Below are 24,823 nucleotides of genomic sequence, written 5' to 3'. Positions count from 1 at the left end.
TCGTAGTGGTTGATTTACTGCGGGCGCTGCGCGCTAGCGGCGGCCTGGGCGGCAGGCTTCAGCGCGGCCTCGATTACCTCAAAATCATTGTCCGTCAGCGCATCGGACACAAACCAGGTCTCGAAAGCTGACGGCGGAACGTACACACCGCCCTCCAGCAGAGCGTGGAAGAAAGGCGCGAAACGCCAGGTATCGGCCGCCTGCATGTCGGCAAAGTTATGGCCTTGGCCCTCCGCAAAGCGAATGGAGAACATCGACTCTGCTCGCTGAATGTGGTGCGCCACGCCGGCGGCATCGAGTGCCTCAGTGATGAGACCGGTAAGGCGGTCAGCATTGGCCTGCAGGCGCGGGTAGAGCTCTTCGTTGGCCAACTCCAAAGACGCCAGACCGGAGGCCATGGCGACCGGGTTTCCGGAAAGCGTTCCTGCCTGGTAGACGGGGCCTGCCGGCGCCAGCGATGCCATGACATCAGCGCGGCCGCCGAAGGCAGCTGCCGGCAGACCGCCGGAGACCACCTTGCCGAAGGTCACCAAGTCACCAGCCACGCCATCGACACCGAACCAGCCCTTGTGGGAGGTGCGGAAGCCGGTCATGACTTCGTCGAGAATAAGCAGGGCGCCGTCGGCATGCGCGATCTCCTTGAGTGCCGCATTAAAACCCTCCTGCGGTGCAACCGTGCCCATGTTGCCGGCAGCAGCCTCAGCGATAATGCAGGCAATCTCCCCCGGATGCGCAGCGAAAGCCTCGCGCACGGCATCGAGATCGTTGTACGGGACGACGATGGTATCGGCAGCCGAGGCTCCAGTCACGCCCGGGGAATCCGGCAGCGCAAAAGTAGCCACGCCGGAGCCTGCCGACGCCAACAGCGCATCCACGTGTCCGTGATAGCAGCCTTCAAACTTGAGGACTTTCGCGCGGCCAGTAAAACCGCGGGCAAGGCGCACAGCAGACATCGTTGCCTCAGTACCAGAGTTAACTAGGCGGACCTGCTCAGCGGCAGTGCGCTCCACGATGCGCTCCGCCAACAGCGTCTCGCCCTCAGTCGGCGCGCCAAAGGAGAGGCCATCGGCAGCCGCCTTCTGCACTGCCTCCACGATGGCGGGGTGAGCGTTACCGTGAATCATCGGGCCATAGGAGCTCACCAAGTCGACATATTCGTTGCCATCGATATCCCACAAACGGGATCCCTCGCCGCGGGCGATAACGCGGGCTTGGCCGCCCACGGAGCCGAAGGCACGGACCGGGGAATTCACACCACCTGGGGTGACCTTGGTGGCGCGGTCAAACCACTGGGCGGACTGAGTCGTGTTTTGGGAGGAATTCTGCTGGCTAGAGTTAGGCATAGCCCACATTGTATCGGTTTTAGCCCTATACAAAAGTTTGAGTCCCTGCCAGTAGTTATCCTCCTACCCAGACGCTTCATCCTCTCACTGTCCTGTTCTCATCCTGCAGCGTTACCCCAGTACCGCTATGCTGGCAGCACAACCACAGTCTTATGACTCGTCCTTCGCACAGGGGGTGCGCTGCGGACGAGCCTTACACCGAGGGGGATCCACATGGCCACGCGCCGCATTCTCATTATTCTTGCCTGTCTTCCACTCGCTTCCTGCGCTACGGCGCAGACGGAATCCACTGAACCAGATCAGCCCACGTCCACTGCTGGCCATTCACCGGCCGCTGGAATTGCCACAGATTCTTGGCAGCCGGGTGCTGCGCCCCAACCCGTCACGCGCTTCGGCGACACCACGTCCGTAGCGCCGACGCCTGATGACGACGAGGAGCCACCCGCACCGCCAGCAGCCGAGCCGCCAGTCGAGACACCAGCTGCAGCACCTTCGCCTACCCACGTGCCTTCGCCACAGGTGGCCACCGTCACCGTTCATGCACCGGCTCCGCGTCCCGCGCCACCGCAGCGCCGCAAGCCCAAACTAGAGCTCCCGGAGCCACCACGTGTACCAACATCTATCCCGATCCCGCCAGAAGTTCAGGATGGCCTTGACCAACTCCCCAAGCTGCCACCTCTGCCCAAGGCGGAGGACATTTACATCGACGTGCCTTTCTAAACGCCACTACACCGCATAGCCCACAAACCTCTAGGGGTATACCCTGATCTACCTCCGATATTCCCCCGCCGTGCATGACAAGGAGTGCTTACTAGAGTTAACCTAAATCCGGTTTTTCATTCACGGCGTAAAGGTTAGGGATACATGAACAAGAAAGCTCTCGGCATCACAGCAGGCGCCCTCGCGGCGGTTCTCCTCGCCGGCGGTGGTGGCTACTACGCGCTCACCAGTGGTTCCTCTGATATCCAGTTGACTGCCGCCGACGTCACCACTGCGGCCAAAGAGGACCTCATCAGCTCGGTGTCCGCAACCGGCACGGTAGCCGCTGAACGCGAGCTTTCCCTGACGACCTCCCTCACGGGCCCTATCCAGTCCCTCGACGCCAAGGTCGGTGACCGCGTCGACGCCCAGCAACTGCTGGGACGTATGGACACCACCGACACCGAGCGCGAGCTCGAGGCACAGCGCACCGCGCAGGAGGCAAGCAAGCTGGAGTCCGTCCACCAGATCGAGGACGCCCAGCTGCAGCTGCGCCAGCTACAAGACTCCCTCGACCAAGGCCTCAATCCTGAGGTCAACAGTGCCCAGTCCGCCGTTAATTCGGCGCAGACTGAGTACGCCGAAGCGCAGAAAAAGCTCGATGAAGCCCTCGCTACCAAGGGCGACCGCCCCGAAGTTGCGGAAGCCCGCGCTGCCGTGGACCAAGCACGCAATGGGGTGCGCGACGCCGAGTCGAAGTCCTTCCAGTCAGCGCTCGCCTCCATTGGCACTGCCGCTGAAGATCCCTCTGGCGTTCAGACCGCCAGTGCTATCTTGAGCTACCTCGACTCTGACGAGGCCGTGTCAGAAGCCGAGCGCCAGCTTAAGAACACCGAAGATTCCTACCACCGCGTCCTCCGCGGCATCGACCGCGAGCTCGGCGAGCAACAGCGCGCCACCTCGGCCTCCTACCAGGCAGTGTCGGATGCCGAACGTGCACTGCAGGCCAGCAACCTGGCCATCGAGCAGCAAATCGCCTCCCAATCCCAAGCGGTGAACCATGCGGTGGAAACGGCGACGTCGGCAAGCGCCAGCAACGCCAAGGAAAATGGGCCACTCGAATACAGGCTCTCCCAGGCCGATCTGCGCTCCCCGTTGGCTGGTGTCATCACCGCCGTCAACGGTCAAGCCGGCATGCCCGCTGAGGGCCCCATCCTCACTGTGGCCGACGACTCCACCCTGTTGGTGAAATCCACCGTCAAGGAAGGCGACATCGCACAGATCAAGGTCGGCGACGAAGTCACGTTCACCACGCCGTCGAGCCCTGGCAAGGAATACAAGGGAAAGGTCACCTTCATCTCCCCCACTGCTGAGCAGCCCATGGCCGCTGAATCCGGCGCTGGGTCCTCCAGCAAAGGTGGCAGTGGCGGATCCTCCAAACCCGAATTCCCGGTGGATATCCGCGTCGAAGGTAACCGCGAGGGCCTGCGCCTAGGCTCCACCACGAAGGCCAAGATCATCACGGAACAAAACAAGAACGCCATCACCGTGCCGTTATCCGCCATTTTTGAGGACCACGGAAAGAAGTCCGTCCTCGTTGTGGAGAATGGCGAAATCCACGCCCGCACGGTCACTGTAGCCACTGAGTCGGCCTTCGCCGCAGCTATCGCCTCCGGCGTGAAGGAAGGCGATACCGTCATCACCCAGGCCGATATGTACAAGGACATGGTCGGCCAAGCAGCTTCCGTCTCCGGCGCGGATGAGAACGCATGAGCCGCCTCATTGAGATGCGGGGCATTGTCAAACGCTTCAACGAGGGCCTCGATAGCGAGCTGACCGTCATCCCCGGCCTGGATTTCTCAGTTGAGGAAGGCGAGTTCGTGGCCGTGGTGGGCCAGTCTGGTTCCGGTAAGTCCACGCTCATGAACATCATCGGCCTGCTCGACCGCCCCACCGCCGGCGAGTACCACCTGGCTGGCGTGGATGCACTGGCGCTTGGCGACGACAAACTGGCCTCCTTCCGCGGCCAAAAAATCGGTTTCATCTTCCAGAACTTCAACCTGATCGGCCGTATGTCCGCGCTGAAGAACGTGGAGATGCCCATGGTTTATGCAGGTGTTTCCGCCCACGAGCGCACCCAGCGTGCACAGAACCTCTTGGAGATGGTCGGCATGGGCGACCGCATGAACCACCTCCCCAATGAGCTCTCCGGTGGTCAGAAGCAGCGCGTGGCTGTGGCCCGTGCCTTGGCCAACCAGCCGGATATTCTCCTAGCGGACGAGCCCACCGGCGCACTGGATTCGCAGACGGGACGTATGGTCATGGACTTATTCCACGAACTGCACCGCACGCATGGAAAGACCATTTTGTTCATTACTCACAACCCGGAATTGGCTGATGAGTGCAGCCGCACCGTCACGATGAAGGACGGTGTTCTGTCATGAATTTCGCTGAATCCACCAAGATGGCGCTGACGAGCCTGCGCACCAACAAGATGCGCTCGGCGCTAACACTCTTGGGCGTCATCATCGGCATCGCTGCGGTCATCGCCATCGTCACGCTGGGCCACTCCTTGCAGTCTTCCGTGCAAAAGGACTTGGACAAGGTGGGCGCCAATAACTTCACCGTCCAGGTCAAGGAGCGCCCAGAGGAAGGCGAAGAGGAAGAGGCCGATGATCCTTTCATGGGTGGCGGCTTCGTCGAAGACGAGTCCTCGATGCTCACCCCGGACATGCTGGATCGCGCTAAAGAGGTCATGGGGGATCAGATCGCCGGCATCAATATCGGCGAATACAGTTCTTATTCCGGCACCCTCGTGGTCGAGGACCAATCCGGGGAAAAGACCGCCAATCTTCTCCTCCGCCCCACTAACCCGGACTATGTCTCGGGCTCATCCTATTCCATCGTGGCTGGGCGCTTCCTCAACGAGGATGATATCGATTCCAGCCGGTCAGTAACCATGCTGGATAAGGAAACGGCAGCCAAGCTTTTCGGCGCTCCTGAAGACGCCATTGGCCAATACGTAAGCTTCGAAACCTACGAGGCCTCCCCGATTGAGCTGGCCGTCATCGGCGTCTTTGAAGAGCCTCAGACCGGACCTCTGGTGGGCGGCGGCCCCAGCCAATACGCTTTTATCCCCTACCCACTTGAGGCCGAGCTTTCCGATTCCCCCGGTGCCGGCACCGCGTTCAGCGAGGTCACCGTTCGCGGCAACCCGGACTTGGACAAGGCCACGGTTGCCAGCAACCTGCAGCGCGTCTTCGATAGCTACTACGAGGACAACACGGACTACATGGTGAAGGTGAGCGACTTCAGCGATGACCTCGCGTCCCTGAACCAGATCTTCACCACGATGAGCCTGGTGCTCGCGGCCATCGGCGGCATCTCGCTGCTCGTCGGAGGCATCGGCGTGATGAACATTATGCTCATCACCGTCACCGAGCGCACCCGCGAAATCGGCATCCGCAAGGCGCTTGGCGCACGCCGCCGCGATATCCGCATGCAATTCATCACGGAGGCCATCGTCGTCTGCCTCATCGGTGGTCTCATCGGCATCGCCATCGGCTCCGCCGCCGGCATGGCGGGCGCAGCCGCCATCGGCGCGCTCGTGGCACCACCGCTGTGGGCAGTCATCCTCTCGCTGCTCTTCTCGCTGGCTATTGGCCTCTTCTTCGGCTACTACCCTGCCGGAAAGGCAGCGAAGCTGGACCCGATTGAGGCGCTGCGCTACGAATGATTCCACTCATCCTCCCGACTAATCAGGTATTCTGAAGCCCAAAAGTTCGGGGGGACTCCATATTGGATAAGCGGTGTGTGTCTGAGCTCTCCGCATTTCCAGCCCCCCTCTTGCCGGTACTTCCACTATCAAGAGGCACTCATGAAACTCATACAGCAGGAACTGGGTCATTCTGAAGCAGAGACCATACTTGGCGCATTGCCGTTGCCTCGCCGAAGCACCTACCTCAACTTGGCTAAACAGCACGGAGACACCGGTACCGACATCGATATACTCGCAGCTCATCTTTATGTTTGGAATGGCTTCATGGCATCTGTTGTTGACAGAACAACTGGTGAAGTTGAGGTTCTCTTGCGCAACTTTATCGATTCAAGATTTAGAGAGTGGAACTCCTCGCCTCCTAGAAATGGCTCGCCAGACTGGTTGGAACACCCAGAAGCACCGCTTACTCAACTTGTGCTACCGGAAGGCCGCAGTCGGCTTGCGGACCTAGCGCATTGTGAGAGCCCCTTCAGCCCACCGAGTCACGATGATTATGTTGCAGGTTTGACCTTCGGTATATGGGTTCACCTACTACCTAAACCTCACGCTGGAAACAAAAACCCACGAGTGATTCTCTGGAATGAGGCTCTCGAACCACATGTTCACAAACTAAACCGAGTTGAATTCCAGCAGTACGCAATGCTGGTAAAGGACATGCGCAACCGAGCGACGCACCGTCGCCCGCTCATTAAAGACATCCCCAAACTAGAGAAGACCCATCAATTCTCTATCGAGCTAGTTAAGGCCATAAATCCCAAAATGGGCGTCTGGATGCGCTCGGAACGGTGGATTCCTGAAGCGCTAAAGCAATTCCCAGCGAAATAAAAGATGGCCCCAGCATCGCTGGGGCCAGAGCCTATTTGCCTTACGGCTTGATATCCAGAAGCCTACTACGCAAGTACATAGGTGTCCACTCACCGATCTATCGATTCTCCTACGTCGTCTCACTCGACGACGCCTCCTAATGCACCACCTTCAGGCCCACAATTCCGCCAACAATCATGGCCAGGAACAGCACCTTCCACACCGTGGCTGCCTCCTGCCCCGTGGCGAGGGAATAAACCACGGTAACGACCGCGCCCACACCTGCCCACACCGCGTAGGCTGTGCCCACGGGAATGAACTTCATGGCCCAACCCAAACCACCCATGGAGATGGCGCAGGCAACGAAGAAAACGACCGACGGCCACAGGCGGCTAAAGCCCTCCGATTTATCTAGTGCCGCCGCCCACACAGCTTCGAAGGCCCCGGAGAAAATCAACACAAACCACGCCATTTCTCAGCCTTCCTCGTCCGGGGCTCGCAGGAATCGCGGCGAACCTGCCCACAATGATGGCACACTGGGCGGCATGAAGATTGCATTCCTGGGTACTGGCCGCATGGGTACCGAGCTCGCCCGACACCTCCTCGACCACCATGAGCTCACTGTTTGGAACCGCACCGCCGAGCGCGCACAACCGCTAGTTGATGCCGGTTCCGCTCTTGCTGATTCCCCTTCCGCCGCCGTAGAGGGCGCAGAGGTCATCATTACCTCTCTCTTCGGCCCGGATGACATCCGCGAGCAAATCATCGAGACCGATCTCATCCCAGAGGGCGTGACTTGGATCGACACCACGACCATCTCCCCCGATGCCGCCCGTGAATTCGCTGCCGCGGTGGAAACGTACGTCCATGCACCCGTCGTCGGCTCGCTGGACCCGGCGCGTGAGGGAAAACTCGGCGTCTATGTGGGCACGCCTGACGACGACCGCCGCGAGCTCGCCATGACCATTGCCGAGCTCTGGGCCGACGAGAACAAGCTCATCGGCGTCGAATCCGCCGCCACCGCGGCAATCGGCAAGCTCCTGGCCAACCTGGCCCTCGCCGTCACTGCAGAGGGTCTGCTCGAGGCTCTTCAGCTTGGCGAGTCCGAAGGCCTTGATTCTGAAGTCATCCTCGAGATGCTCGACATCACCGGCCTCGCCTTCATGAAGAACATGAAGGGCCCATTCATCACCGGCGAGCGCAACACCACTCCGGGCGACTTCACCGTGGACGCCCTGTGCAAGGACGCCAAGCTCATGGAGATGACCGCCAACAAGCCACTCCCGGCCCTCGCCGCCGTCATTCAGCGCTTTGAGGAGCAGCAGGCCATGGGCCACGGCGACCAGGATTTCTCCTCCATCTTCGTCTTCCGCAACAAGGGCTAGGCCCGCACCTAGGTGCTGCGCTTTCCGACGAACTCTCGCTCTACTTCAGCGAAGCCCGCCGAACACGAGCGATTGCTTCGTCGGCGGATAATGTCCCTGCGGCCACTTCGCGCGCCAATTGCCGAACATGCTCCTCCGTTACATCGTGGCCTGCCAAACGTAGGGCAGCATCACTCAGCGCTAACGGATCACGGTCGCTACTATTGCTTTCAACTTGAATCGGCTTCGACATTGCTACCCTCCCGAGTTACCAGCTTTAATTGACCTCATTTTAGCAGCTCATAACACCAATCCCAAGGGCGTTTCCCATCTCGAGAACAACGTTCAGGGCGTGCGTTTTGCTAAACTTCATCAATAAGTTTTAACTATTGTCTTGTCACACAATGTAAGGAGATCGCTGCCCAGCAATGCTTTCCATCGACGCCGATTATGGGCATTCCACGCCCCTTGGACACCTTGAGAAGAACTTCGCCTCAGGCCACATTTATGGCCTTGCTGGCCCCAATGGTTCGGGTAAGTCCACGTTGCTCGCAACGCTCGGCGGGGAGCTTGCGCCTCTTGATGGTTCAGTGCAGTGTGACGGCCATCCCGTCGGCACGAAGGAGCAGCCCGGTGCTGTGGTTACGGTGGCCGAGCCGGTTTTTCTCCCCGATCTCACCGTGGGTGAGCACCTGGACTTGATAGGGAAGGCGGCAGGGGTGGACGTCGCCAAGCTCTGCGAACTCTGGGCACTCGATCCTCTCCTTCCGCACCCAGCCTCGCGCCTGTCCTCGGGCCAGCGCCAGCGCGTATTCTTGGCCGCGCAGCTATACCAGCCGGCACGCGCAGTGCTTATCGACGAACCCGAGCGCCACCTCGACGCCACCTGGACCGAGTTCCTCGCAAGCGAATTGCGCTACCTAGCCGACGAGGAGGAGCGCTGCATCGTCGTGGCCACGCATTCCGACACCATCACCCAGGCCTGCGACGAGGTGGTGCAGCTGTGATGCGCGCGCTATCACGGCTGGGTGATGGCATTTGGTATCTCATCCTCGCCGGCATCGTCTTCGGCTTCGGTTACACAGTCTGGCAAGCAGTCGGCGCAGTCCTGCCTATCATCCCGGCCCGCATCGCGCTAACTAGCGTCGCCCCGATTGCCGGCATCGTGGGACTGCTCGCGCTTATGGTGCTCACCGAGGCTCTCTATCCCCTGCGCGCGCTGTCGCGGGAACGCTGGGTCTACGCTGATCGCCCGCGCGGCAAGCTCCGTGGTACGGACTGGATCACATGGACGCAGCTGATCGGCTTCGGGGTCTTGGGCCTCGGCATCTGCGTGTCCACCGGGCTATCCCCGTGGTTCGCGCTGGCAGTCCCGGCCCTGCGTTTCGTCGTGGGGTGGCGCTCGTTCACGCTGGCTTCGCTTCTCAGCGCTGGGCGCACGCGCCTGGTCGGCGGTTCTGGCCTAGGCCTTCTCGATTCGGAGGTCACCTCTGATGCCATTGCGAGCCAATCCGCGTGGATTCCTCGTCGCGCCCATGCGCCCTCCACGTTAGCGGGTCTCTTCTTCCGTCGTTTGGGACGACGGTGGTACATCGGCGTCGGTGCGCTCGCGGCCCTCGGCTTGTCGTTGGGGTTCGCCCCGCAGCTCGGGGCGCTGGCTATCGTCGGATTCATGTCTGCGTGGAGCATCATCGGTGCGGCGGTTGGGCGCGCCGCCTCCTTCGGCCGCGTCAGCGACGATGCATGGCCCGACTGGGGCCTTCCCCTTATAGCTTCCGTGGGCACGGCACTCCTTGGTGCCGGTGTCCTCCTCTTGGTGTGGAATCTTTCCGCCATCGCAGTGGCGCTCATCATCGCCGGTCTTAGCTGGGCATCGTTTAAGCGCTCCCGCCCGGCAAGGGTAGACAGCATGTCCATGCTGGATAGCGGCGGCTTCGGCGTCTCCTTCTCCCCCGAGGTGCTGCACTACATTGCCCGCGGTGCTCTCGGCTTTGGCGTGGCGGCCCTTGCGCTGGGGTATTAGCCGGGGCTAGTCTTTCAGGCATGAAGATTCATTCCTAATTCGACGTCACTCTTTTACGCGACTTACTCGAAGGTGGATTTCTTCATGCCTATTTCTTTTTCTCATCTCACCGTCGTTTGGCCCGACGGCACCCCCTGTTTCACGGAACTCACCGGCACGTTTTCCTCCCACTTCACGGGCTTGGTGGGTGCGAATGGTTCCGGAAAATCAACGCTGGCCAAGGTACTTGCGGGCCTCATTGCCCCGACTTCGGGAACGGTATCCGCGGGCTCAGTCAGCTATGTCGACCAGGATTTAGGCCTCCATACGTCTGACAGCATCGCCGATGTCTTTGACGCGACAGAGATTCTCAGCGCCATTGCCCGCATTGAGGCTGGCGAATACTCGGAAGAGCTCGCCGCCGCAGTTGGTGAGCAATGGGATCTAGGAGAACGCATCGAGGCGGCTCTCGACGCTGCGGGTATCCCCTTCCCCTTAGAGCGCACCATCGGAACACTGTCAGGCGGTGAAGCCGTGACCGTGGCGCTGACCGCAGCTTTCTTTCGCAACCCGGATTTCCTGATCCTCGACGAGCCCACCAACAACCTGGACTCCTCATCACGCCAGCGCCTGCTCGAACTCATTCGCACCGCACCGATGCCGGTTCTCGTCGTCTCACACGACCGCGAACTCCTCGAGCACGCGAATAGCATCGCGGAGCTCTACCACGGAACCCTGCGCGAGTTCGAAGGAAACTACTCCTCGTACCGCGCAGCAATTGATGCTGAGCAGGATTCCGCGCAGGCCAAGGTCAGGGAAACCAAAGCCGAACACCGCAAACAAATCCGCGAGCGCGCCGCTATGCAGACCCGCATTGCACGCGATGCCCGCCGCGGCAAGAACTTCGCCGCCTCGAAGCGCAAACCCGGCATGGCCATGGGCTTGGACAAGAACCGCTCTGAGCGCTCGGCCGCTGGGCGTTCTCAACAGGCCAACGATGCAGTCGCTGCCGCCCAGTCAGCACACGACAAGGCACAGCGCGCGCTTCGCGACGACACCCATGTCCACATCGATCTCCCCGGCACTGAGCTTCCCGCGGGCACCCGCGTGCTCGTCAGCGATCTGCTGAGTATTACTGGCCCCGAGCGCGTTCGCCTCGCTGGGCCCAATGGCAGCGGCAAGACCACCTTCCTCAACCGCGTCGCCCGCGGCGACGTCGACTACGCGCTGCCCTGCGGATACATCCGCCAACGCATCGTCTTGCCCGCGGAGAAGTCTGTGCTCGATATCGTGCGGGAGGCCAACCCCAGCGCGGACCCGCAGTTCCTGCGCGACCAGCTGGCCCAGATGCTCTTTATCAACGACAAGATCCACCAGCCCGTGGGCCAGCTTTCTGGTGGCGAGCGCTTCCGCGTCGAAATCGCCCGAGTCTTGCTCAGCCACCCAGCCCCGCGCTTTCTGCTTCTTGACGAACCGACGAACAACCTCGATATCCCCACCACCGACTGGCTGATTGAGGTGCTCACGAGCTACCGCGGGGCATTCATCCTGGTCAGCCACGACGAGCACGTATGCGAGCAGCTCAATCTGACGCGCACCGTTCACGTGGCCCCATAAACTGAAACCTCTCTAGCGCTCATCCTCTTTTCGTTGTACAGTTTCTTGTACAAGAAGGGAGAAGGCTGATGAAAACCATGTCTTACTCGGAATCGAGAGCACGGTACGCCGAAGTTTTGCAGTCTGTTGTTGATGACCGTGAGGAAGTCATCATCACTCGTAGTGGTCATGAGTCTGCAGTCATCGTTTCCTTAGATGACTACAACTCTCTTCGCGAAACCGCATACCTTCTGCGTTCCCCTCGCAATGCCCAGCGCCTGCTTGACTCCATCGAGAGCCTCAACGCCGGGGAAGCAACGGAGCACGAGCTCGTTGAGGAAGATTAAGCTTCATGATTCTTTCGTGGACAGAGGAAGCATGGGAGGACTACCTCTGGTGGCAAGCTCACAACAAGAAGATCCTCAAGAGAATCAATAGCCTCATTAAAGACATTGCACGAAACGGCAATGAAGGGATAGGAAAGCCCGAACCACTCAAGTTCGAGTTGGCCGGGTTCTGGTCTCGGCGAATTACGGAAGAGCACCGACTGATCTATCGCATTAAGGGCGTGACCATCGAGATTGCTGGGTGCAGATACCACTACTAGCTAGCGTCAACTTCCCGTATCGCCTCTGTCTAAAAGGCATCTGACAAAAGGCATCAGTCATAAGGCGTTTTCACGGCCAAAAACGCCTTTTATGCTTGGCAAATGGCGTTTTTAGACCCAAAGATGCCTTTTATCAGATGCCTTTTGCGGCGCGCCCTTTGTGTGAGGTGCCAAAAGGCAGGCGCCGACAGCGAGCTAGCTGACGAGTGCTTGCGCGGCAGCGCGGGCGCCGGCAATAACGGCGGGCACGCCGACTCCATCAGCCCAGGCGCCGGCGGTGGCGATACCGGGGACGTCGGCAAGCGCGGCACGCACGGCGGCAACGGTGGCCAGGTGCTTTTCGTCATAGCGGGGGATGCCGCCGAACCAGCGCTGCGTGTAGATCTCCTCCACGCCGGCGGCGCGGCCGTCGAAGCCTGTGATCTTCTGCAGGTCATCGAGGGCGTAGTCCACCAGGTCATCCTCCTCCGCGCGCACGAGGGCGTCATCGCCGAAGCGGCCGAAGGAGGCGCGCACGAGGAAGCCCTCGCGCTCGTTCAGGTGCGGCCACTTATTAGAGGAGAGAGTGAAGGCCTTGGCGCGCAGGTCAGGCTCATCGGAGGCGACGAGGATACCGGTGGCCTCCGGAAGGGAGTTGCCCTCCGGATCCGTGGCGGAGGCGAAATTGAAGCCGACAACCACAGAGGAAGCCAGCTGGACGGTGGACAGCTCCTGGGCGGCCTCGGGGGCCACGGCCTTGAGCAGGCGCGCGGTTGTGGGAGCTGGGGTGGCAAAGAACACGCGATCGAAGGGACCGATATCCCCCGGCGCGCCCTTGACCTCGAAGGCATCGCCCTTGCGCGTGACACCAGAGACGAAGGTGTCCAGGTGGATCTGTGCGCCGGACTTCTCAGCCAGGGCTTCGTAGAGCTCGGCGTAGCCGCCCTTGAAGGTGCCGAAGACGGAGCCTTCGGCTGGGCTGCGGCCGGACTCAATCTGCTTGATTGCCGCCGACAGCGTGACGGGGCCGTCCTTCGCCAACGTGTCCAGCGTGGCCGCCAGGTGCGGGACCGTGGCGCGCAGGCCCAGGTCATCGGCCGAGCAGGAGTAGACACCGCCGAGCAGCGCAGAGACCACGTGGTCCACCACGTCATCGCCGTACTGTTGGCGCACGAGCTGACCCACAGAGACATCCCCGCCGATCTCCCACTCGAAGGGCTGCTCGTTGGTGATGCGCTCGTTGGTCGCCTCGGAGAAGAAGTCCTGCGGCTCGGAAGGAATACCCATGACCCCGCCCTGCGGCAGGAAGTGCAGCTCGCCGCCGGTGTACACGCGCGGGCGCAACTCCGGATTGGGCTCCACGAAGGAATCCTGCAGGCCGAGCTCCGTGAAGAAGTCCACAGCGTCCTGGCGGCGGCGGATGAAGGCCTCCGCGCCCATGTCCGTCGGACCGCCGTTGAAGGCCACGGTGTGCAGCTTGCCGCCGATGCGGTCGGCTGCTTCGAAGACGAAGATGTCGTGGGAGCCCTCAGTGTTCTGCTTGATTTCCCATGCCGCGGTCAGGCCTGCGAGGCCCGCACCGATGATCGCGATCTTCATTTAGCCCTCCTCGTGGATGATGGCGACGGCACGGGTAATGGCCTCCGCCTCCGTGGTCGGCAGCACGCCGTGGCCAAGGTTCCAGATGTGTCCACGCAGGTTGCCTGCCGCGCGGGCGGCATCTACTTCAGCCTTGATGGCGCGTACTTCCTTGCGCACCGCATCCTCGCCGGCGAACAGCAGAGCCGGGTCGAGGTTGCCCTGGAGAATGTCCGCGTTGACGCGGGCCGCGGCGGCATCCATGCTCACGCGGTAGTCCACGCCCATGACCTCAGAACCGGCCTCCGACATCGCGCCGAGCAGCTCGCCGGTCCCCACGCCGAAGTGAATGCGCGGCACGCGGCCCTCCGCGACCTTGAGGATCTGCTCCGAATAAGGCAGCACGAACTCGCGGTAATCGCGCTCGTTGAGGTAGCCCGCCCAGGAATCGAAGAGCTGCATCGCGTCGATGCCGGCATCCAGCTGGAGCTCCAGGAAGGAGATGATCGTCGGGGTGAGGCGCTCCATGAGGTGGTGCCAGGTGTCCGGATCGGAATGCATCAGGGCCTTGGTGCGCTCGTGGTTCTTCGAAGGGCCGCCCTCGATGAGGTAGCTGGCCAAGGTGAAGGGAGCACCGACGAAACCGATGAGGGCCTGCTTGTCGGTGAGCTCGCTCAGAATGATCTCAATGCCCTGGCGGACCTCAGCCACGTCGACGTCGAGGATAGGCAGGTTGGCAACATCCTCCGTGGTGCGCACGGGTGCATCCATGACGGGGCCGCGGCCGGGGACAATCTCCACGCCAACGCCCGCGGCCTTGAGCGGGACGACGATATCGCTGAACAGGATGGCGCCATCAACGTCGTGGCGGCGCACCGGCTGCAGGGTGATCTCCGCGAGGAGCTCCGGCATGAAACAGGAATCCAGCATACTGATTCCCTCGCGCACCTTGCGGTACTCCGGCAAAGAGCGCCCCGCCTGGCGCATGAACCAGACGGGCGGGCGGGAGGGCGTGTGGCCAGTAGCGGCAGCAATCAGCGGCGCATCAGACAGTCGAGACATACCGTCCATTATGAATCAAAAGTTGGAGTAGGCGCCAATCAGGAGTTTTGGGCACGACGGGCCTTGATGAAAGCCGTTGAATCCGGGTGAAAGAGGAAGTAGATGGCCACCATGAGCGCCATCGGAATAAGCAGTAAGAGCAACCCACCCACGCCCGCGATCAGCGCCGCAATACTGACGAACATGGTGTAGGCAGACACCGCGGTGATGATGCGGCGCGCCCATACTGAACCGCTTGCCAGCTGCGCGGAGCAGGCCGCGATGATGACGGCACCCACCACGTTGGAGATGGCCGCAAAACGCGTGTTGAAGCGGATATAGTCCACCTGCTCCGGGCTGAGCTGGGTGTTCGTCACCGATGTATAGGAACCAAAGATCCCCACCATTCCGGCGGTGAGCATGACAATTGCGGCAATCACGCAGACCCAGTAGGCAATGCGCAGCTGCGAAGGCCAGGTGGAAAAGTCTTGCTCACCCTGCTTCTTAGGGCGGCGTGGGCGGCGGTTATAGTCCGCGGGACCGGGGCGCTCGCTCATCGCTTGCCGTCCTTGCTGTCTTCTTTCTCCCTGTCCTTGTTTTTATTATCTTTATTCTTCTTCTCGCGCTCCTCCAGGTTTTCCTGGCGGCGCTGTTCCTCCATCTCCTTGCGCATCTGGCGCAGCTGCTCCATCTCGCCGGTGTACTCGAGTATCTCTTCCTTGGTGGAGAACATCAAGCCCATCACGGCCGCCACGCCGACAAGGATCTGCACGGCACCATCGAGCAGGAATAGCCAGTCCGGCACGTTCGCCCCGGCGGGACTACTAATGAAAACGATGAGCACGCGGAGAGCAAAGTAGAGGGAAAAAGCGAACCACAGTCGCCGGCCAGTACCGGCTGCCTTGGAGTTCTTGTGGATAAAGCCCAGCATGATGCCCAGCAGCACGACGATGGCGAGTGAAATCAGCGAGCTGAACGCCACCGAGCCATAACCCACGAGCTGTACGAAGGCATCGCTGACGTCCTGCCCGGACTTCTCCGCCGCAGACTCCGCGGTCTTGCGGGCCTGGGCAAAGAGCTCATCGCGGTTCAGCAAGGTGAGCACGATACTTAAGACCAGGTGCACCACCTCGAGCACCAGGGCAACGGTCCACACCTTGAGCATGAGGGAGACGGCTTCGGTGCGCTTGGCGTGCTCCTTATCCGGCTCCTTATTCTGCCCCGTCGGCTTGTGTGCCGACGGCGTAGTGTTCGGGCTGAACGTCACGATTCTCCTTTTACTTGAGCAAGCGGGCGGCGTCCGTGGCGAAATAGGTCAGGATCTGATCCGCACCCGCGCGCTTGAACGCGGTCAAGGACTCCAGCATAACGGCCTCGCCGTCAATCCACCCGTTCTGGGAAGCGGCCTGAATCATCGCGTACTCACCGGAGACCTGGTAAACAGCTACCGGCACGGAGGAACGCTCGACGGCACCGGCCAGCACATCGAGGTACGGCAGGCCAGGCTTCACCATGACAATGTCCGCGCCTTCCTCGATGTCCAGGTCCACCTCCAGCATGGACTCGCGGAAGTTGCGCGGGTCCTGCTGGTAGGTGCGGCGGTCCCCCTCTAGGGAGGAGCCCACGGCATCGCGGAAGGGACCGAAGAAGGCCGAAGCGTACTTGGCCGAGTAGGCCATGATCGCCACATCCTCGTGGCCGGCCTCATCGAGGGCCTCGCGGATCGCGGCAATCTGGCCATCCATCATGCCGGAGGGGCTGACCATGTGCGCGCCAGCACGTGCCTGGGAGCGGGCCATGTCCTGGTAGAGCTCCACGGTTTCATCGTTGAGCACGCGGCCCTGGTCATCGACCACGCCGCAGTGGCCGTGGGAGGTGAACTCATCAAGGCAGGTATCCGCCATGACGATGAGGTCATCGCCAAATTCCTGGCGCAGCTCCGCAATCGCCACGTTGAGGATGCCCTGCGGGTCCCAGGCCACGGAGCCGGTCGCGTCCTTATCCTCTTCGCGCGGCACGCCGAAGAGGTCAACGCAGGTCACGCCCGCATCAAGGGCCTCGTGCGCAGCACGCTTGAGGGAATCCAGGCTGTGCTGCTGCACGCCCGGCATGGAGGGGATATCACGGGGTTCATTCAGACCGTCGACCACGAACATCGGGAGGATGAGGTCGGAGGGGCGCAGCGAGGTTTCCGCAACCAAATCCCTAAAAGCCGGGTTCTGACGTAGGCGGCGGGGGCGGCGAGCAATGCTCATGAGTAAAAACTCTCCTTTGAGCTACGAGAAAATTGAACTACCTTCTCGACTCTAGTCGCCCCTCTCCTGCCCGCCCAGAAGCGGTCTACGCCGTCTTCTTGCGCGAGCGGCGCTTCTTGCGCGGAGCAGGAAGGTTGCCGGCAGCGCGCAGGGCCGCGACGTGGTCAGCGAGGGCGTCGACAAGCATCGGCACGTCCGCGACCTCTGGGACCACGTCCACGCGCAGGCCCACTTCCTCGGCCGCCGCCTTAGTGGAGGGGCCGATGCAGGCGATGATGGTGCGGGCATGCGGCTTGCCGGCAATGCCGACGAGGTTGCGCACCGTCGACGGCGAGGTAAAGGCCACGGCGTCGAAACCGCCAGTCTTGATCATGTCGCGGATCTCCGCGGCCGGCGGGGCCGCACGAACCGTGCGGTAAGCCACGACATCATCGACCTCCCAGCCCAAGTCCAGCAGGCCAGTCACCAGCGCCTCGCCGGCAATATCGGCGCGCGGCAGCAGCACACGCCCCACAGCGTCGATGTCTTCAACATAGTTGGGGAAAACCTCGACGAGACCCTCGGCGTTCTGCTTCGTTGCCGGCGGCAGCAGCTCCGGCACCATGCCCTTGGAGCGAATCGCATCGGCGGTCTTCTGCCCCACCGCGGCGAGGTGCACGCCGGCGAAATCGCGGGCATCGAGGCCGAGTTCCGCAATCTTCTTCCACACCGCGCTCACCGCATTCACGGAGGTGAACACGACCCACTTGTAACGGCCCTCGACGATGCCCTTGATGGCGCGATCCATCTGCGCCGGGTTGCGCGGCGGTTCCACGGAGATGGTGGGCACCGACTGCGGGATAGCACCGTGACCAGCCAGGCGCGCGCTCATTGCCGCGGCCTGCTCCTTCGTGCGCGGCACCAGCACACGCCAGCCATAGAGCGAACGGTTCTCCCACCAGGAATACTTCGAGCGATCATCAAAGCTACGCCCCAGCGTCACCACGAGCTCACCCGGCAGCTCAGCATCAAGTTTGCCCAGCGTGCCCAGCGTGGTCTCGTGGGTGCGCTGCAGGCGCGTGGTGCCGTGAACGGTGACATATGCTTCCGTCTCCGCGGGCATTCCGCGCTCCACCAGCTCGGCGGAAATGACCGGCAGGTCATCCGCCGTGGCCTGCAAAACCAGCGGCTGCGTCGCGGTGGCCAGCGCGTCCCAGTCCGCCCCTTCCGTGATGTCGGCCTCGGTGTACGTGGCACCGAGAGCAATGCCCGCAAAGGAGGGAACCGTCGAAGGCAGGGACATACCCGGGACCACCTGGAATTCCATGCCCGCGTTGGCCACGGCGGTAATCTCCGCCTTGATGGATTCGCGGTTGAGCGGGTTACCGGTAACTAGACGGATCACGTCGTGGCCCTCGGCGCGCTCGAGCGCGTTACGCAGTTGCTTGACGACGTCCCCCTCGACCTCCTCAAAGACCGCCGCCGTCGGCGGTGCTGGGCGCGGCGGCTTGCGGCGCGCGCCCGCTTCCTTGGCCGCGGCGCAGATGCGCTCGTACTCTTCCTCGGCGGCGTCGAGAAGCTCCTGCGGAACCGGCACCTGCTGCGCCACCATGTCGCGCACGCCCTGCGAAACCCCCGCGTCGGTGACAACGTTAGCGGTGGTCTCCAGAACCTCGCGGGCGCGGACGGTCAGCAGATCAGGATTACCTGGGCCGGCACCGACGAAGACGACTTTGCCCAGATCAGACTTACCCAGCTCAGGCTGGGTATCCGGCACGGCATTGCTCATAAGGTTCTTTTCTAGTTTGTGGGTTCCGAGTGCCCCGGCGCCGAAGCGTGGCAGGCGCGGGATGGAGATAAGAAAGCCCCTCACTCGCGAGTTAAGGGGCCCTTAATCATTGCTCTCAATGATCGTGTGCTAGATACACACTAAAGGAAAAGGCCCGAAACCAAAAATCTACGTGCGATTACTCCGCTGCCAGTAGGTCTGCAGCTCCCTGCGCGAAGAGCTCCTTGGAGACCGCGCGCCCCAATTCTTCAGCCTCGTCCGCTGTTCCCTGAGCCTGAGCGATGAGCTGGCGGGAGCCGTCGAGAGCGAAGACCCCACCGCGCACGACAAGCTGATCGCCCTCCCAGTGGGAGGTAGCGGCCACCGGCGCGGTGCAACCGGCCTCCAGTTGGGAAAGTACGGTGCGCTCGGCGCGGGTGGCGGCGGTAGCGGGGGCGTCGGCAAGCAGGGCGATGGCCTTCGCCGCCTCGGTCCCCTTGACCGCCTCGATGGCCAGGGCACCCTGCGCGGGCGCGGGCATGAAGATCTCCGGATCGAAGACCTCGGTGGCGCGATCCGCGTAACCCGCGCGCACGAGGCCGGCGTAGGCCAAGAGGACGGCGTCGAGCTCGCCGCTGGTGACCTTGCCCATCCGGGTATCAATATTGCCACGCAGCGGACGGATGTCCAGGTCTGGGCGTATCGCGCGCAGCTGGCTGATGCGGCGCGGGGCAGACGTACCCACGCGCGCGCCCTCCGGCAGTTCCTTGAGGGTCAGGCCATCGCGGGCAATAAGTGCTTCGCGCACGTCCTGGCGCTGCGGAACCACGAGGTCGAAGCGCTCGTCGGCAGCCGTGGGCAGGTCCTTAAAAGAGTGCACTGCGATCTCGCACTCGCCGCGGGCGACGGCCTCACGCAGGGCCTGGGTAAACACGCCCACGCCGATGCGCTCCACGGGAGCCATATTGACGTCACCCTGCGTGGTGACGATGTGCAGCTCAGCCTCATAGCCTTCCTCTTGCAGCCACTCTTGCACGTGGCCCGACTGAGTCGTGGCCAGGAGGGATCCTCGGGTACCGATCTTCAACATCTATGCGTCCTTTTCTTCCTTAGTGCTTTCCGCGGCTTCCATCTGCGCGGCGTCCGGCAGCTCCGCCACGTCCACGGCGACGCCGCTGCCCTCCAGGTGGAGTCCAAAAAGCTCCTGCAGTGCGGTCTCGTGGCTCACGGTGCCAGAGTTCGCCGCGAGCTGCTTCGCGCGGACCGTGGGCTCGTGCAGCAGCTTATCCGCAACGCGCTTGAGGGCGCGATTGATATCTCCCATCTGGCGCTCATCCAGCTCCGGGTGCTTCTGCTCCAGCCGCGCTACCTCGCACTGGACCAGGTTCGCGGCCCGCTTGCGCAGAGCTGAGACCGCCGGGACGACGTCGCGGACGCGTTGCTCAGAGGCATAGGCTTCCAGCTCTTCGCTGACGATGCGCCGCGCCTGCGCGTGCGGGCTGGTACCGGCGGCCAGGTCGGTATCGGCTGCCTGCAGGGAGTTGCTGAGCCTCTCGATGTTGACCAGATCGACTCCCTCGACCTCTGCCACAGCGTCATCAATATCGCGCGGCAGAGAGAGATCCACGAGCATCAGCTCGCGGTCGGCTACGTGATAGCGCTCGACGTCGGCCGCCGTAATAGTGAAGCCCTGGGCTCCCGTGGCGGAAATTGCCACGTCCACATCGCGCAGGGCCTGGGCGCGCTCCGAGAAGTCGATAACGTCCGCGTACACGCCCGCCTCATGGGCATGCTGTGCCACGCGCTCCGCACGGGCAATGGTGCGGTTCGCGATAATTAGCTGCGCACCCAGGCGCCCCGCGTGCGTTGCCGCGAGCGAAGCCATCGCGCCTGCGCCCAAGATGAGCACGCGCTTGCCCGCGAGATCTTCCCTGCCCATGCGGCTCAGCGCCTGATCAAAAGCAAAGGAGACCATGGAGAAGCCCGCCTCATCGATCTCGGTTTCGGAATGCACCCGCTTGCCGGTGCGCAGCGCGGACTGCGCCAGCGCATGGATGCGCGGGCCGACGGTTCCTTGCTCCGAAGCAAACTGGTAGGCGGTGCGCACCTGGCCGATGATCTGCTGCTCCCCTACCACCATCGAGTCCAAGCCTGAGGCCACCATCATGAGGTGCTCAGCGGCGGCGTCGGCATAGCGCACATAGAGATAGGAGCGCAGCTTCTCCTCCTCCACCCCGGAAACGTCAGCGAGGTTGCGCACGACATCCTGGACCCCGGTGTGGAAAGAGTTGGTGACGGTGTATACCTCGAGGCGGTTGCAGGTGGAGATAATCATCGCCTCGCTCAGCGAGCCCGCCGACACCATGGCCCGGCAAGTGTCATTCTGCACGGTCTCGTCCATGCTCAGCTTTTCCAGCAGCGCCACCGGCGCCGACTGATGCGACATGCCCACGACGAGCACACTCATGCACAACCCTCCAGTTTTGCATCATCCCTTTGGATGACATAGATCATCCAAAAGACTACTAGTTGTCATCTCGTTTCCGAAACTCACGGAAGTGCCCACAGAAAGCTAGTCCGCCAGCGCCTGCGCTAGCTCCTCATTGTCCACTTCCCAGCAGGAGAATTCCTCTCCGTCAATAACCACAACAGGAACGCGATCGCCGTATTCCATGGCCAGCTCTGCATCCTCATCGACGTTGCATACCTTAAGCTCTGCCCCAGCGTGACGAACCACCGGGGTAATCTGCTCCAGCACGCGCGCGCAGGAGCCGCACGTGGTACGCACCATCAGTTCGACGACGTGGGACATAAAGCTCTCCTCGGTAGGACGTAGAACGTTTCGCGGTTTACTATGGACACGTTAGTCCGCCCACCCTATGAAAGCTGAACGCGTGCCCCTCCCGCTCCCTCCTGGTATGCCCGATTCTCCCCGCGAGTTCCTTGCCAATTGGACCGCTAGCAGGGGAAACTTGCGCAATTTCCTGGAGCAACAGGCTTTCGCCCCGCTCGGCGAAGAGCACCAGCGCGCGGCCGGTGAGGCGTCGGCAGCCGCCGCCGTGGAGCACCTCTTCGGTATCGACCTGGACGCCTTCTCCTCCGGCATCGATTCCGTCCAGGGTTCCTTCGAATCGGCGGGGTCGCGCCCCATAACCGAGCCCGACCCAGACATCCCCCAAGACGCCGGCGCTGCTGCCTTCTTCGACGTGGATAACACCTTGGTCCAAGGGTCCTCGCTCGTGTCCTTTGCCTTGGGCCTCGCGCGGCGTCGCTACTTCAAGCTCTCAGAGATCCTTCCCATTGCCTGGAAGCAGCTCAAGTTCCGCATTTCCGGATCGGAGAATGCCGCCGACGTGGCCGCTGGGCGCGTGCAGGCGCTCGAGTTCGTCAAGGGTCGCTCGGTAGATGAGATGGTGGCCTTGTGCGAGAGCATCGTGGACCAATCGATGGCCCGGAAGGCCTACCCGGGCACGAAGCAGCTGGCGCAGATGCACCTCGACGCCGGCCAGCAGGTGTGGCTGGTCACCGCCACCCCCGTGCAGCTGGCGCAGATTCTGGCGCAGCGCTTCGGTTTCACGGGCGCGCTCGGCACCGTGGCGGAGGTTAAAGATGGTCGCTTCACCGGCCGCCTCGTCGGCGATATCCTCCACGGCCCAGGTAAAAAGCACGCCGTGGCGGCGCTGGCCACCTTGGAGAACCTCGACCTTGAGCGTTGCACTGCCTACTCCGACAGCGCCAACGATGTCCCGATGCTCTCCATGGTGGGGACCCCCGTGGCCATTAATCCCGACTCCAAGTTGCGCGATATCGCCGAGGAAAAAGGTTGGCTCATCCGCGACTACCGCTCGGTACGCAAGGCCGTGCGCACCTACGGCCTCCCGGCACTCGCCACCGCGCTCTTCTCCTATGGCAGCTGGCGCTTCGTGCGCCGCTAACTGCTGTTTTGAGCCTTAGTGCGCAGCATGTCCATGCACATGACCGCACCAATCAACCCTGCATGCTGCTGCGGGTCCAGCCCCGGCGCGATGCTGAGGCGGTAGGTATTCTTACCGGCTAGGAACCTGCCCACGCCTCCCCACTCGTTGCGCACCTCTGCCAGCGGCTGCCCCTGGCTGGTAATCGTGATATTCCAATCCCAGACATCGCCTTCAATCTCGATCTCCGGGAAGCCCTCCATTTCTAGGCTCAGGCGCGTCTTGAACATGGCAAACCGCTTGGTCACGATCGCCATGGGCTTCTCGACGCCCGGCAGATACACCTCATAGGTATCCTGCACGAAGTTGGGCGGATCCTTGATCACCATGAGCGGCTGTTGCGGGTTTCCCTGCTCATCCGTGAAGGCAACTTGGAGGCTGCGGGAGGCGTTGAAGAACATGTCCTTCAGGCTCGTCGACTGCAGAATCGTCCCGACGGGCACGCCCTCGTCATCGGCGATCAGGAATTCATCTTGCATGAAGGACTTGGTCTGCGAAATAACCAGGCTGTTAAGAGTGAGGAGTCGAGGCAACATAGTTCGCCATTTTACGTACGCGATGAGCTCCTGTGGGGCGAGAAGGATGGCACTCCCCACTCGGTGTATAGCGACAAATACAGGCTCCATAACCCCCTCCCAGATATCCCAATAATGCCAGGTAGAGATAGATGTCCGGGACATGTTTTATAGTGCGCTTAGAACATATCATCGACACGTCAAACCCGGGGGATACCGTGAACACCGCCACCCAAACCGCCTACTTTTCCCATATGAACCCTGACTGCGCCCTCGCCGTAGAACGCAGCGCCGCTCGCCGCGCAGACTACCGCTCGTGGGTAGCCGCCATGCCAGACCTCGATGAGGATTTCGGTGTCGCGTGTCAGAGGCTCGTCACCAAGCTTGGCGTCGGGGACTACACCGTTAGTGAATGCTGTCTAGCCGTGCACCGCCTCACGGAGCTACCGCAGGTCAAGGCCCTGCAAGACAGCCAGTTCTTGCTCGACATGAAAGCGCTCATCACCATCGACCGCACCTTGACCAAGCTGGGCGCGCTGCCTGCGGAAACACTCGCGCTTATCGACGACGCCCTGGTCACCTTCTTCACCCCTACCTCGCCAAACCAGGTCTTTCCTACCCCGGCGCAGATTGGACGAAAGGTGCGCGATATCTGCAAGAGCATCAACAAGTCTTTTTCCTTCCGCGATTCCCCGAAGAAGGACTCATATACTTTTACCGATACTGGCGAGCGCGGCATCCTCGAGCTCAATACGGATAGCGCCACGGGCATGATTCTGGATGGCTACATCAAGCAGGCAGCAAAGGAGAACGGCCTCTCACAGGCTGACGCCCTGAAGAAGCTCATCGCCGGCAGCATCTCTCCGCCCGCGACCGTCATTCTGCACACCTATCAGGCCACCGACATTGACAACGCCCCTACCTTCGTCCAAGGGCATGGTTGGACGTCACAGGACATTCCCGCAACACGCACGCGCGACCTTTCCTCGCAGCCGCCGGAGTCAGCCAGCTACGTTTGCTCAGAGCTCATCCGCAAATACGTGGAGGGCAGGGACGGCACCTGCCGCGCTCCAGGATGCAACCGGCCGGCCTACCTGTGCCAAATGGACCACCGCATTAACTACGCCGATGGCGGTGCCACACATCCGCGTAACCTGGCCAGCCTGTGCCAGCACCATCACAACATGAAGACTGATGGGCGCGCACACTACATCATGGATCCGCATACCGGGGACATCGTGTGGCTCTACGAGGATGGGACGTGGGCCATGACGGAGCCGACCGGCCCGCTGGCAAAGAAGAACAAGCGTTGGGCCCAGACGGTAGCCCAAAAGATTTCGGCCACCCGCGAGCGCGCCCAGCAGGAAGCTAAGGAAGCACAAGCCGCTGCCGAGGAACCCCGTACCCCCAGCACCCCGCAGGAAGATATTCCGTTCTAAGCAGCTTCGTCGTCTGAAACGACGGCGCGGTTATCTGAAATGACGGGAAGGAGAAAAGATAACAGAAACTCCCCGCCACGATCCCAAAAGGACCATGCGGGG

25 protein-coding genes are annotated in these 24,823 nt (G+C 61.8%); 13 read left to right on the top strand and 12 right to left on the bottom strand.

Annotated features, from left to right (window positions below):
* Positions 1–14: 14 nt before the first annotated feature.
* Complete coding sequence (gene hemL, locus QKE52_RS04625; protein ID WP_347948256.1) at positions 15–1,352, bottom strand: glutamate-1-semialdehyde 2,1-aminomutase; 1,338 nt, start codon at positions 1,350–1,352, stop codon at positions 15–17.
* 204 nt (positions 1,353–1,556) lie between these two features.
* Here hemL and QKE52_RS04620 point away from each other — a divergent pair, with 204 nt between their 5' ends.
* From QKE52_RS04620 to QKE52_RS04600, 5 genes are all read left to right on the top strand, one after another.
* Positions 1,557–2,063 carry a hypothetical protein gene (locus tag QKE52_RS04620; RefSeq protein ID WP_347948255.1) on the top strand — a complete coding sequence of 169 codons (507 nt, stop codon included), beginning with the start codon at positions 1,557–1,559 and terminating at the stop codon, positions 2,061–2,063.
* A gap of 144 nt (positions 2,064–2,207) precedes the next feature.
* Positions 2,208–3,815, top strand: coding sequence for an HlyD family efflux transporter periplasmic adaptor subunit (locus QKE52_RS04615; RefSeq protein ID WP_347948254.1), 1,608 nt, complete (start codon positions 2,208–2,210; stop codon positions 3,813–3,815).
* Positions 3,812–4,486, top strand: a complete 675-nt coding sequence (locus QKE52_RS04610) for an ABC transporter ATP-binding protein (protein ID WP_347948253.1) — start codon at positions 3,812–3,814, stop codon at positions 4,484–4,486. Before QKE52_RS04615 ends, QKE52_RS04610 begins: the two co-directional genes overlap by 4 nt.
* A complete protein-coding gene (locus QKE52_RS04605; protein WP_347948252.1) occupies positions 4,483–5,778 on the top strand; it encodes an ABC transporter permease in 1,296 nt (431 codons plus the stop codon). The genes QKE52_RS04610 and QKE52_RS04605 overlap by 4 nt, the downstream gene beginning before the upstream one ends.
* Positions 5,779–5,919: 141 nt before the next feature.
* Positions 5,920–6,645 carry a hypothetical protein gene (locus QKE52_RS04600; protein ID WP_284807303.1) on the top strand — a complete coding sequence of 242 codons (726 nt, stop codon included), beginning with the start codon at positions 5,920–5,922 and terminating at the stop codon, positions 6,643–6,645.
* Positions 6,646–6,781: 136 nt separating this feature from the next.
* Here QKE52_RS04600 and QKE52_RS04595 read toward each other — a convergent pair whose 3' ends face one another.
* Entirely contained in the window at positions 6,782–7,096 is a 315-nt protein-coding gene (locus tag QKE52_RS04595) for an SMR family transporter (RefSeq protein WP_070669568.1), read from the bottom strand.
* A gap of 73 nt (positions 7,097–7,169) precedes the next feature.
* On the opposite strand from QKE52_RS04595, the gene QKE52_RS04590 reads away from it, so the two are divergent.
* From QKE52_RS04590 to QKE52_RS04565, 6 genes are all read left to right on the top strand, one after another.
* Positions 7,170–8,009 carry an NAD(P)-dependent oxidoreductase gene (locus tag QKE52_RS04590; protein ID WP_347948251.1) on the top strand — a complete coding sequence of 280 codons (840 nt, stop codon included), beginning with the start codon at positions 7,170–7,172 and terminating at the stop codon, positions 8,007–8,009.
* Between the two features lie 407 nt (positions 8,010–8,416).
* On the top strand, positions 8,417–8,995 hold the full coding sequence (locus QKE52_RS04585; protein WP_347948250.1) for an ATP-binding cassette domain-containing protein: 579 nt from the start codon (positions 8,417–8,419) through the stop codon (positions 8,993–8,995).
* Positions 8,995–10,011, top strand: coding sequence for an ABC transporter permease (locus QKE52_RS04580; RefSeq protein WP_347948249.1), 1,017 nt, complete (start codon positions 8,995–8,997; stop codon positions 10,009–10,011). The genes QKE52_RS04585 and QKE52_RS04580 overlap by 1 nt, the downstream gene beginning before the upstream one ends.
* Before the next feature lie 84 nt (positions 10,012–10,095).
* Positions 10,096–11,607 (top strand): ATP-binding cassette domain-containing protein, encoded by a 1,512-nt coding sequence (locus tag QKE52_RS04575; RefSeq protein ID WP_347948248.1) that lies wholly within the window; start codon positions 10,096–10,098, stop codon positions 11,605–11,607.
* 68 nt (positions 11,608–11,675) lie between these two features.
* Complete coding sequence (locus tag QKE52_RS04570; RefSeq protein ID WP_070701461.1) at positions 11,676–11,933, top strand: type II toxin-antitoxin system prevent-host-death family antitoxin; 258 nt, start codon at positions 11,676–11,678, stop codon at positions 11,931–11,933.
* A 5-nt stretch (positions 11,934–11,938) separates the two neighbouring features.
* Positions 11,939–12,193, top strand: a complete 255-nt coding sequence (locus QKE52_RS04565; protein WP_010189797.1) for a Txe/YoeB family addiction module toxin — start codon at positions 11,939–11,941, stop codon at positions 12,191–12,193.
* 195 nt (positions 12,194–12,388) lie between these two features.
* On the opposite strand, the gene QKE52_RS04560 is transcribed toward QKE52_RS04565, so the two are convergent.
* From QKE52_RS04560 to QKE52_RS04520, 9 genes are all read right to left on the bottom strand, one after another.
* Positions 12,389–13,771 carry a protoporphyrinogen oxidase gene (locus tag QKE52_RS04560; RefSeq protein WP_347948247.1) on the bottom strand — a complete coding sequence of 461 codons (1,383 nt, stop codon included), beginning with the start codon at positions 13,769–13,771 and terminating at the stop codon, positions 12,389–12,391.
* A complete protein-coding gene (hemE, locus tag QKE52_RS04555) occupies positions 13,772–14,812 on the bottom strand; it encodes a uroporphyrinogen decarboxylase (RefSeq protein WP_102234349.1) in 1,041 nt (346 codons plus the stop codon).
* A 38-nt stretch (positions 14,813–14,850) separates the two neighbouring features.
* Entirely contained in the window at positions 14,851–15,348 is a 498-nt protein-coding gene (locus QKE52_RS04550; RefSeq protein ID WP_046647804.1) for a hypothetical protein, read from the bottom strand.
* Positions 15,345–16,058: a hypothetical protein gene (locus tag QKE52_RS04545; RefSeq protein ID WP_102234350.1), complete on the bottom strand. Its 714-nt coding sequence runs from the start codon at positions 16,056–16,058 to the stop codon at positions 15,345–15,347. The genes QKE52_RS04550 and QKE52_RS04545 overlap by 4 nt, the downstream gene beginning before the upstream one ends.
* A gap of 10 nt (positions 16,059–16,068) precedes the next feature.
* Positions 16,069–17,046: a porphobilinogen synthase gene (gene hemB / locus QKE52_RS04540; RefSeq protein WP_049154862.1), complete on the bottom strand. Its 978-nt coding sequence runs from the start codon at positions 17,044–17,046 to the stop codon at positions 16,069–16,071.
* 85 nt (positions 17,047–17,131) lie between these two features.
* On the bottom strand, positions 17,132–18,814 hold the full coding sequence (locus QKE52_RS04535) for a uroporphyrinogen-III synthase (protein WP_347948246.1): 1,683 nt from the start codon (positions 18,812–18,814) through the stop codon (positions 17,132–17,134).
* Positions 18,815–18,992: 178 nt separating this feature from the next.
* Positions 18,993–19,883 (bottom strand): hydroxymethylbilane synthase, encoded by an 891-nt coding sequence (gene hemC, locus QKE52_RS04530; RefSeq protein ID WP_070513451.1) that lies wholly within the window; start codon positions 19,881–19,883, stop codon positions 18,993–18,995.
* Complete coding sequence (locus QKE52_RS04525) at positions 19,884–21,260, bottom strand: glutamyl-tRNA reductase (RefSeq protein ID WP_347948245.1); 1,377 nt, start codon at positions 21,258–21,260, stop codon at positions 19,884–19,886. It abuts the gene before it with no gap.
* A 105-nt stretch (positions 21,261–21,365) separates the two neighbouring features.
* Positions 21,366–21,605 carry a glutaredoxin family protein gene (locus QKE52_RS04520; RefSeq protein WP_070513456.1) on the bottom strand — a complete coding sequence of 80 codons (240 nt, stop codon included), beginning with the start codon at positions 21,603–21,605 and terminating at the stop codon, positions 21,366–21,368.
* Positions 21,606–21,711: 106 nt separating this feature from the next.
* Between QKE52_RS04520 and QKE52_RS04515 the strand changes: the two genes are divergently transcribed.
* Positions 21,712–22,728: an HAD-IB family hydrolase gene (locus tag QKE52_RS04515; RefSeq protein ID WP_347948244.1), complete on the top strand. Its 1,017-nt coding sequence runs from the start codon at positions 21,712–21,714 to the stop codon at positions 22,726–22,728.
* On the opposite strand, the gene QKE52_RS04510 is transcribed toward QKE52_RS04515, so the two are convergent.
* A complete protein-coding gene (locus tag QKE52_RS04510; protein ID WP_070681434.1) occupies positions 22,725–23,303 on the bottom strand; it encodes an LURP-one-related family protein in 579 nt (192 codons plus the stop codon). The two genes, QKE52_RS04515 and QKE52_RS04510, sit on opposite strands and share 4 nt — an antisense overlap.
* 152 nt (positions 23,304–23,455) lie before the next feature.
* Here QKE52_RS04510 and QKE52_RS04505 point away from each other — a divergent pair, with 152 nt between their 5' ends.
* Positions 23,456–24,721, top strand: a complete 1,266-nt coding sequence (locus QKE52_RS04505) for an HNH endonuclease signature motif containing protein (RefSeq protein WP_347948243.1) — start codon at positions 23,456–23,458, stop codon at positions 24,719–24,721.
* Positions 24,722–24,823: the final 102 nt, after the last annotated feature.

Origin of the sequence: Corynebacterium sp. c25Ua_47 (assembly GCF_039907205.1) — a bacterium.
GTDB classification, from domain to species: domain Bacteria; phylum Actinomycetota; class Actinomycetes; order Mycobacteriales; family Mycobacteriaceae; genus Corynebacterium; species Corynebacterium hiratae.
This window is presented reverse-complemented; position numbering and strand designations above follow the sequence as displayed.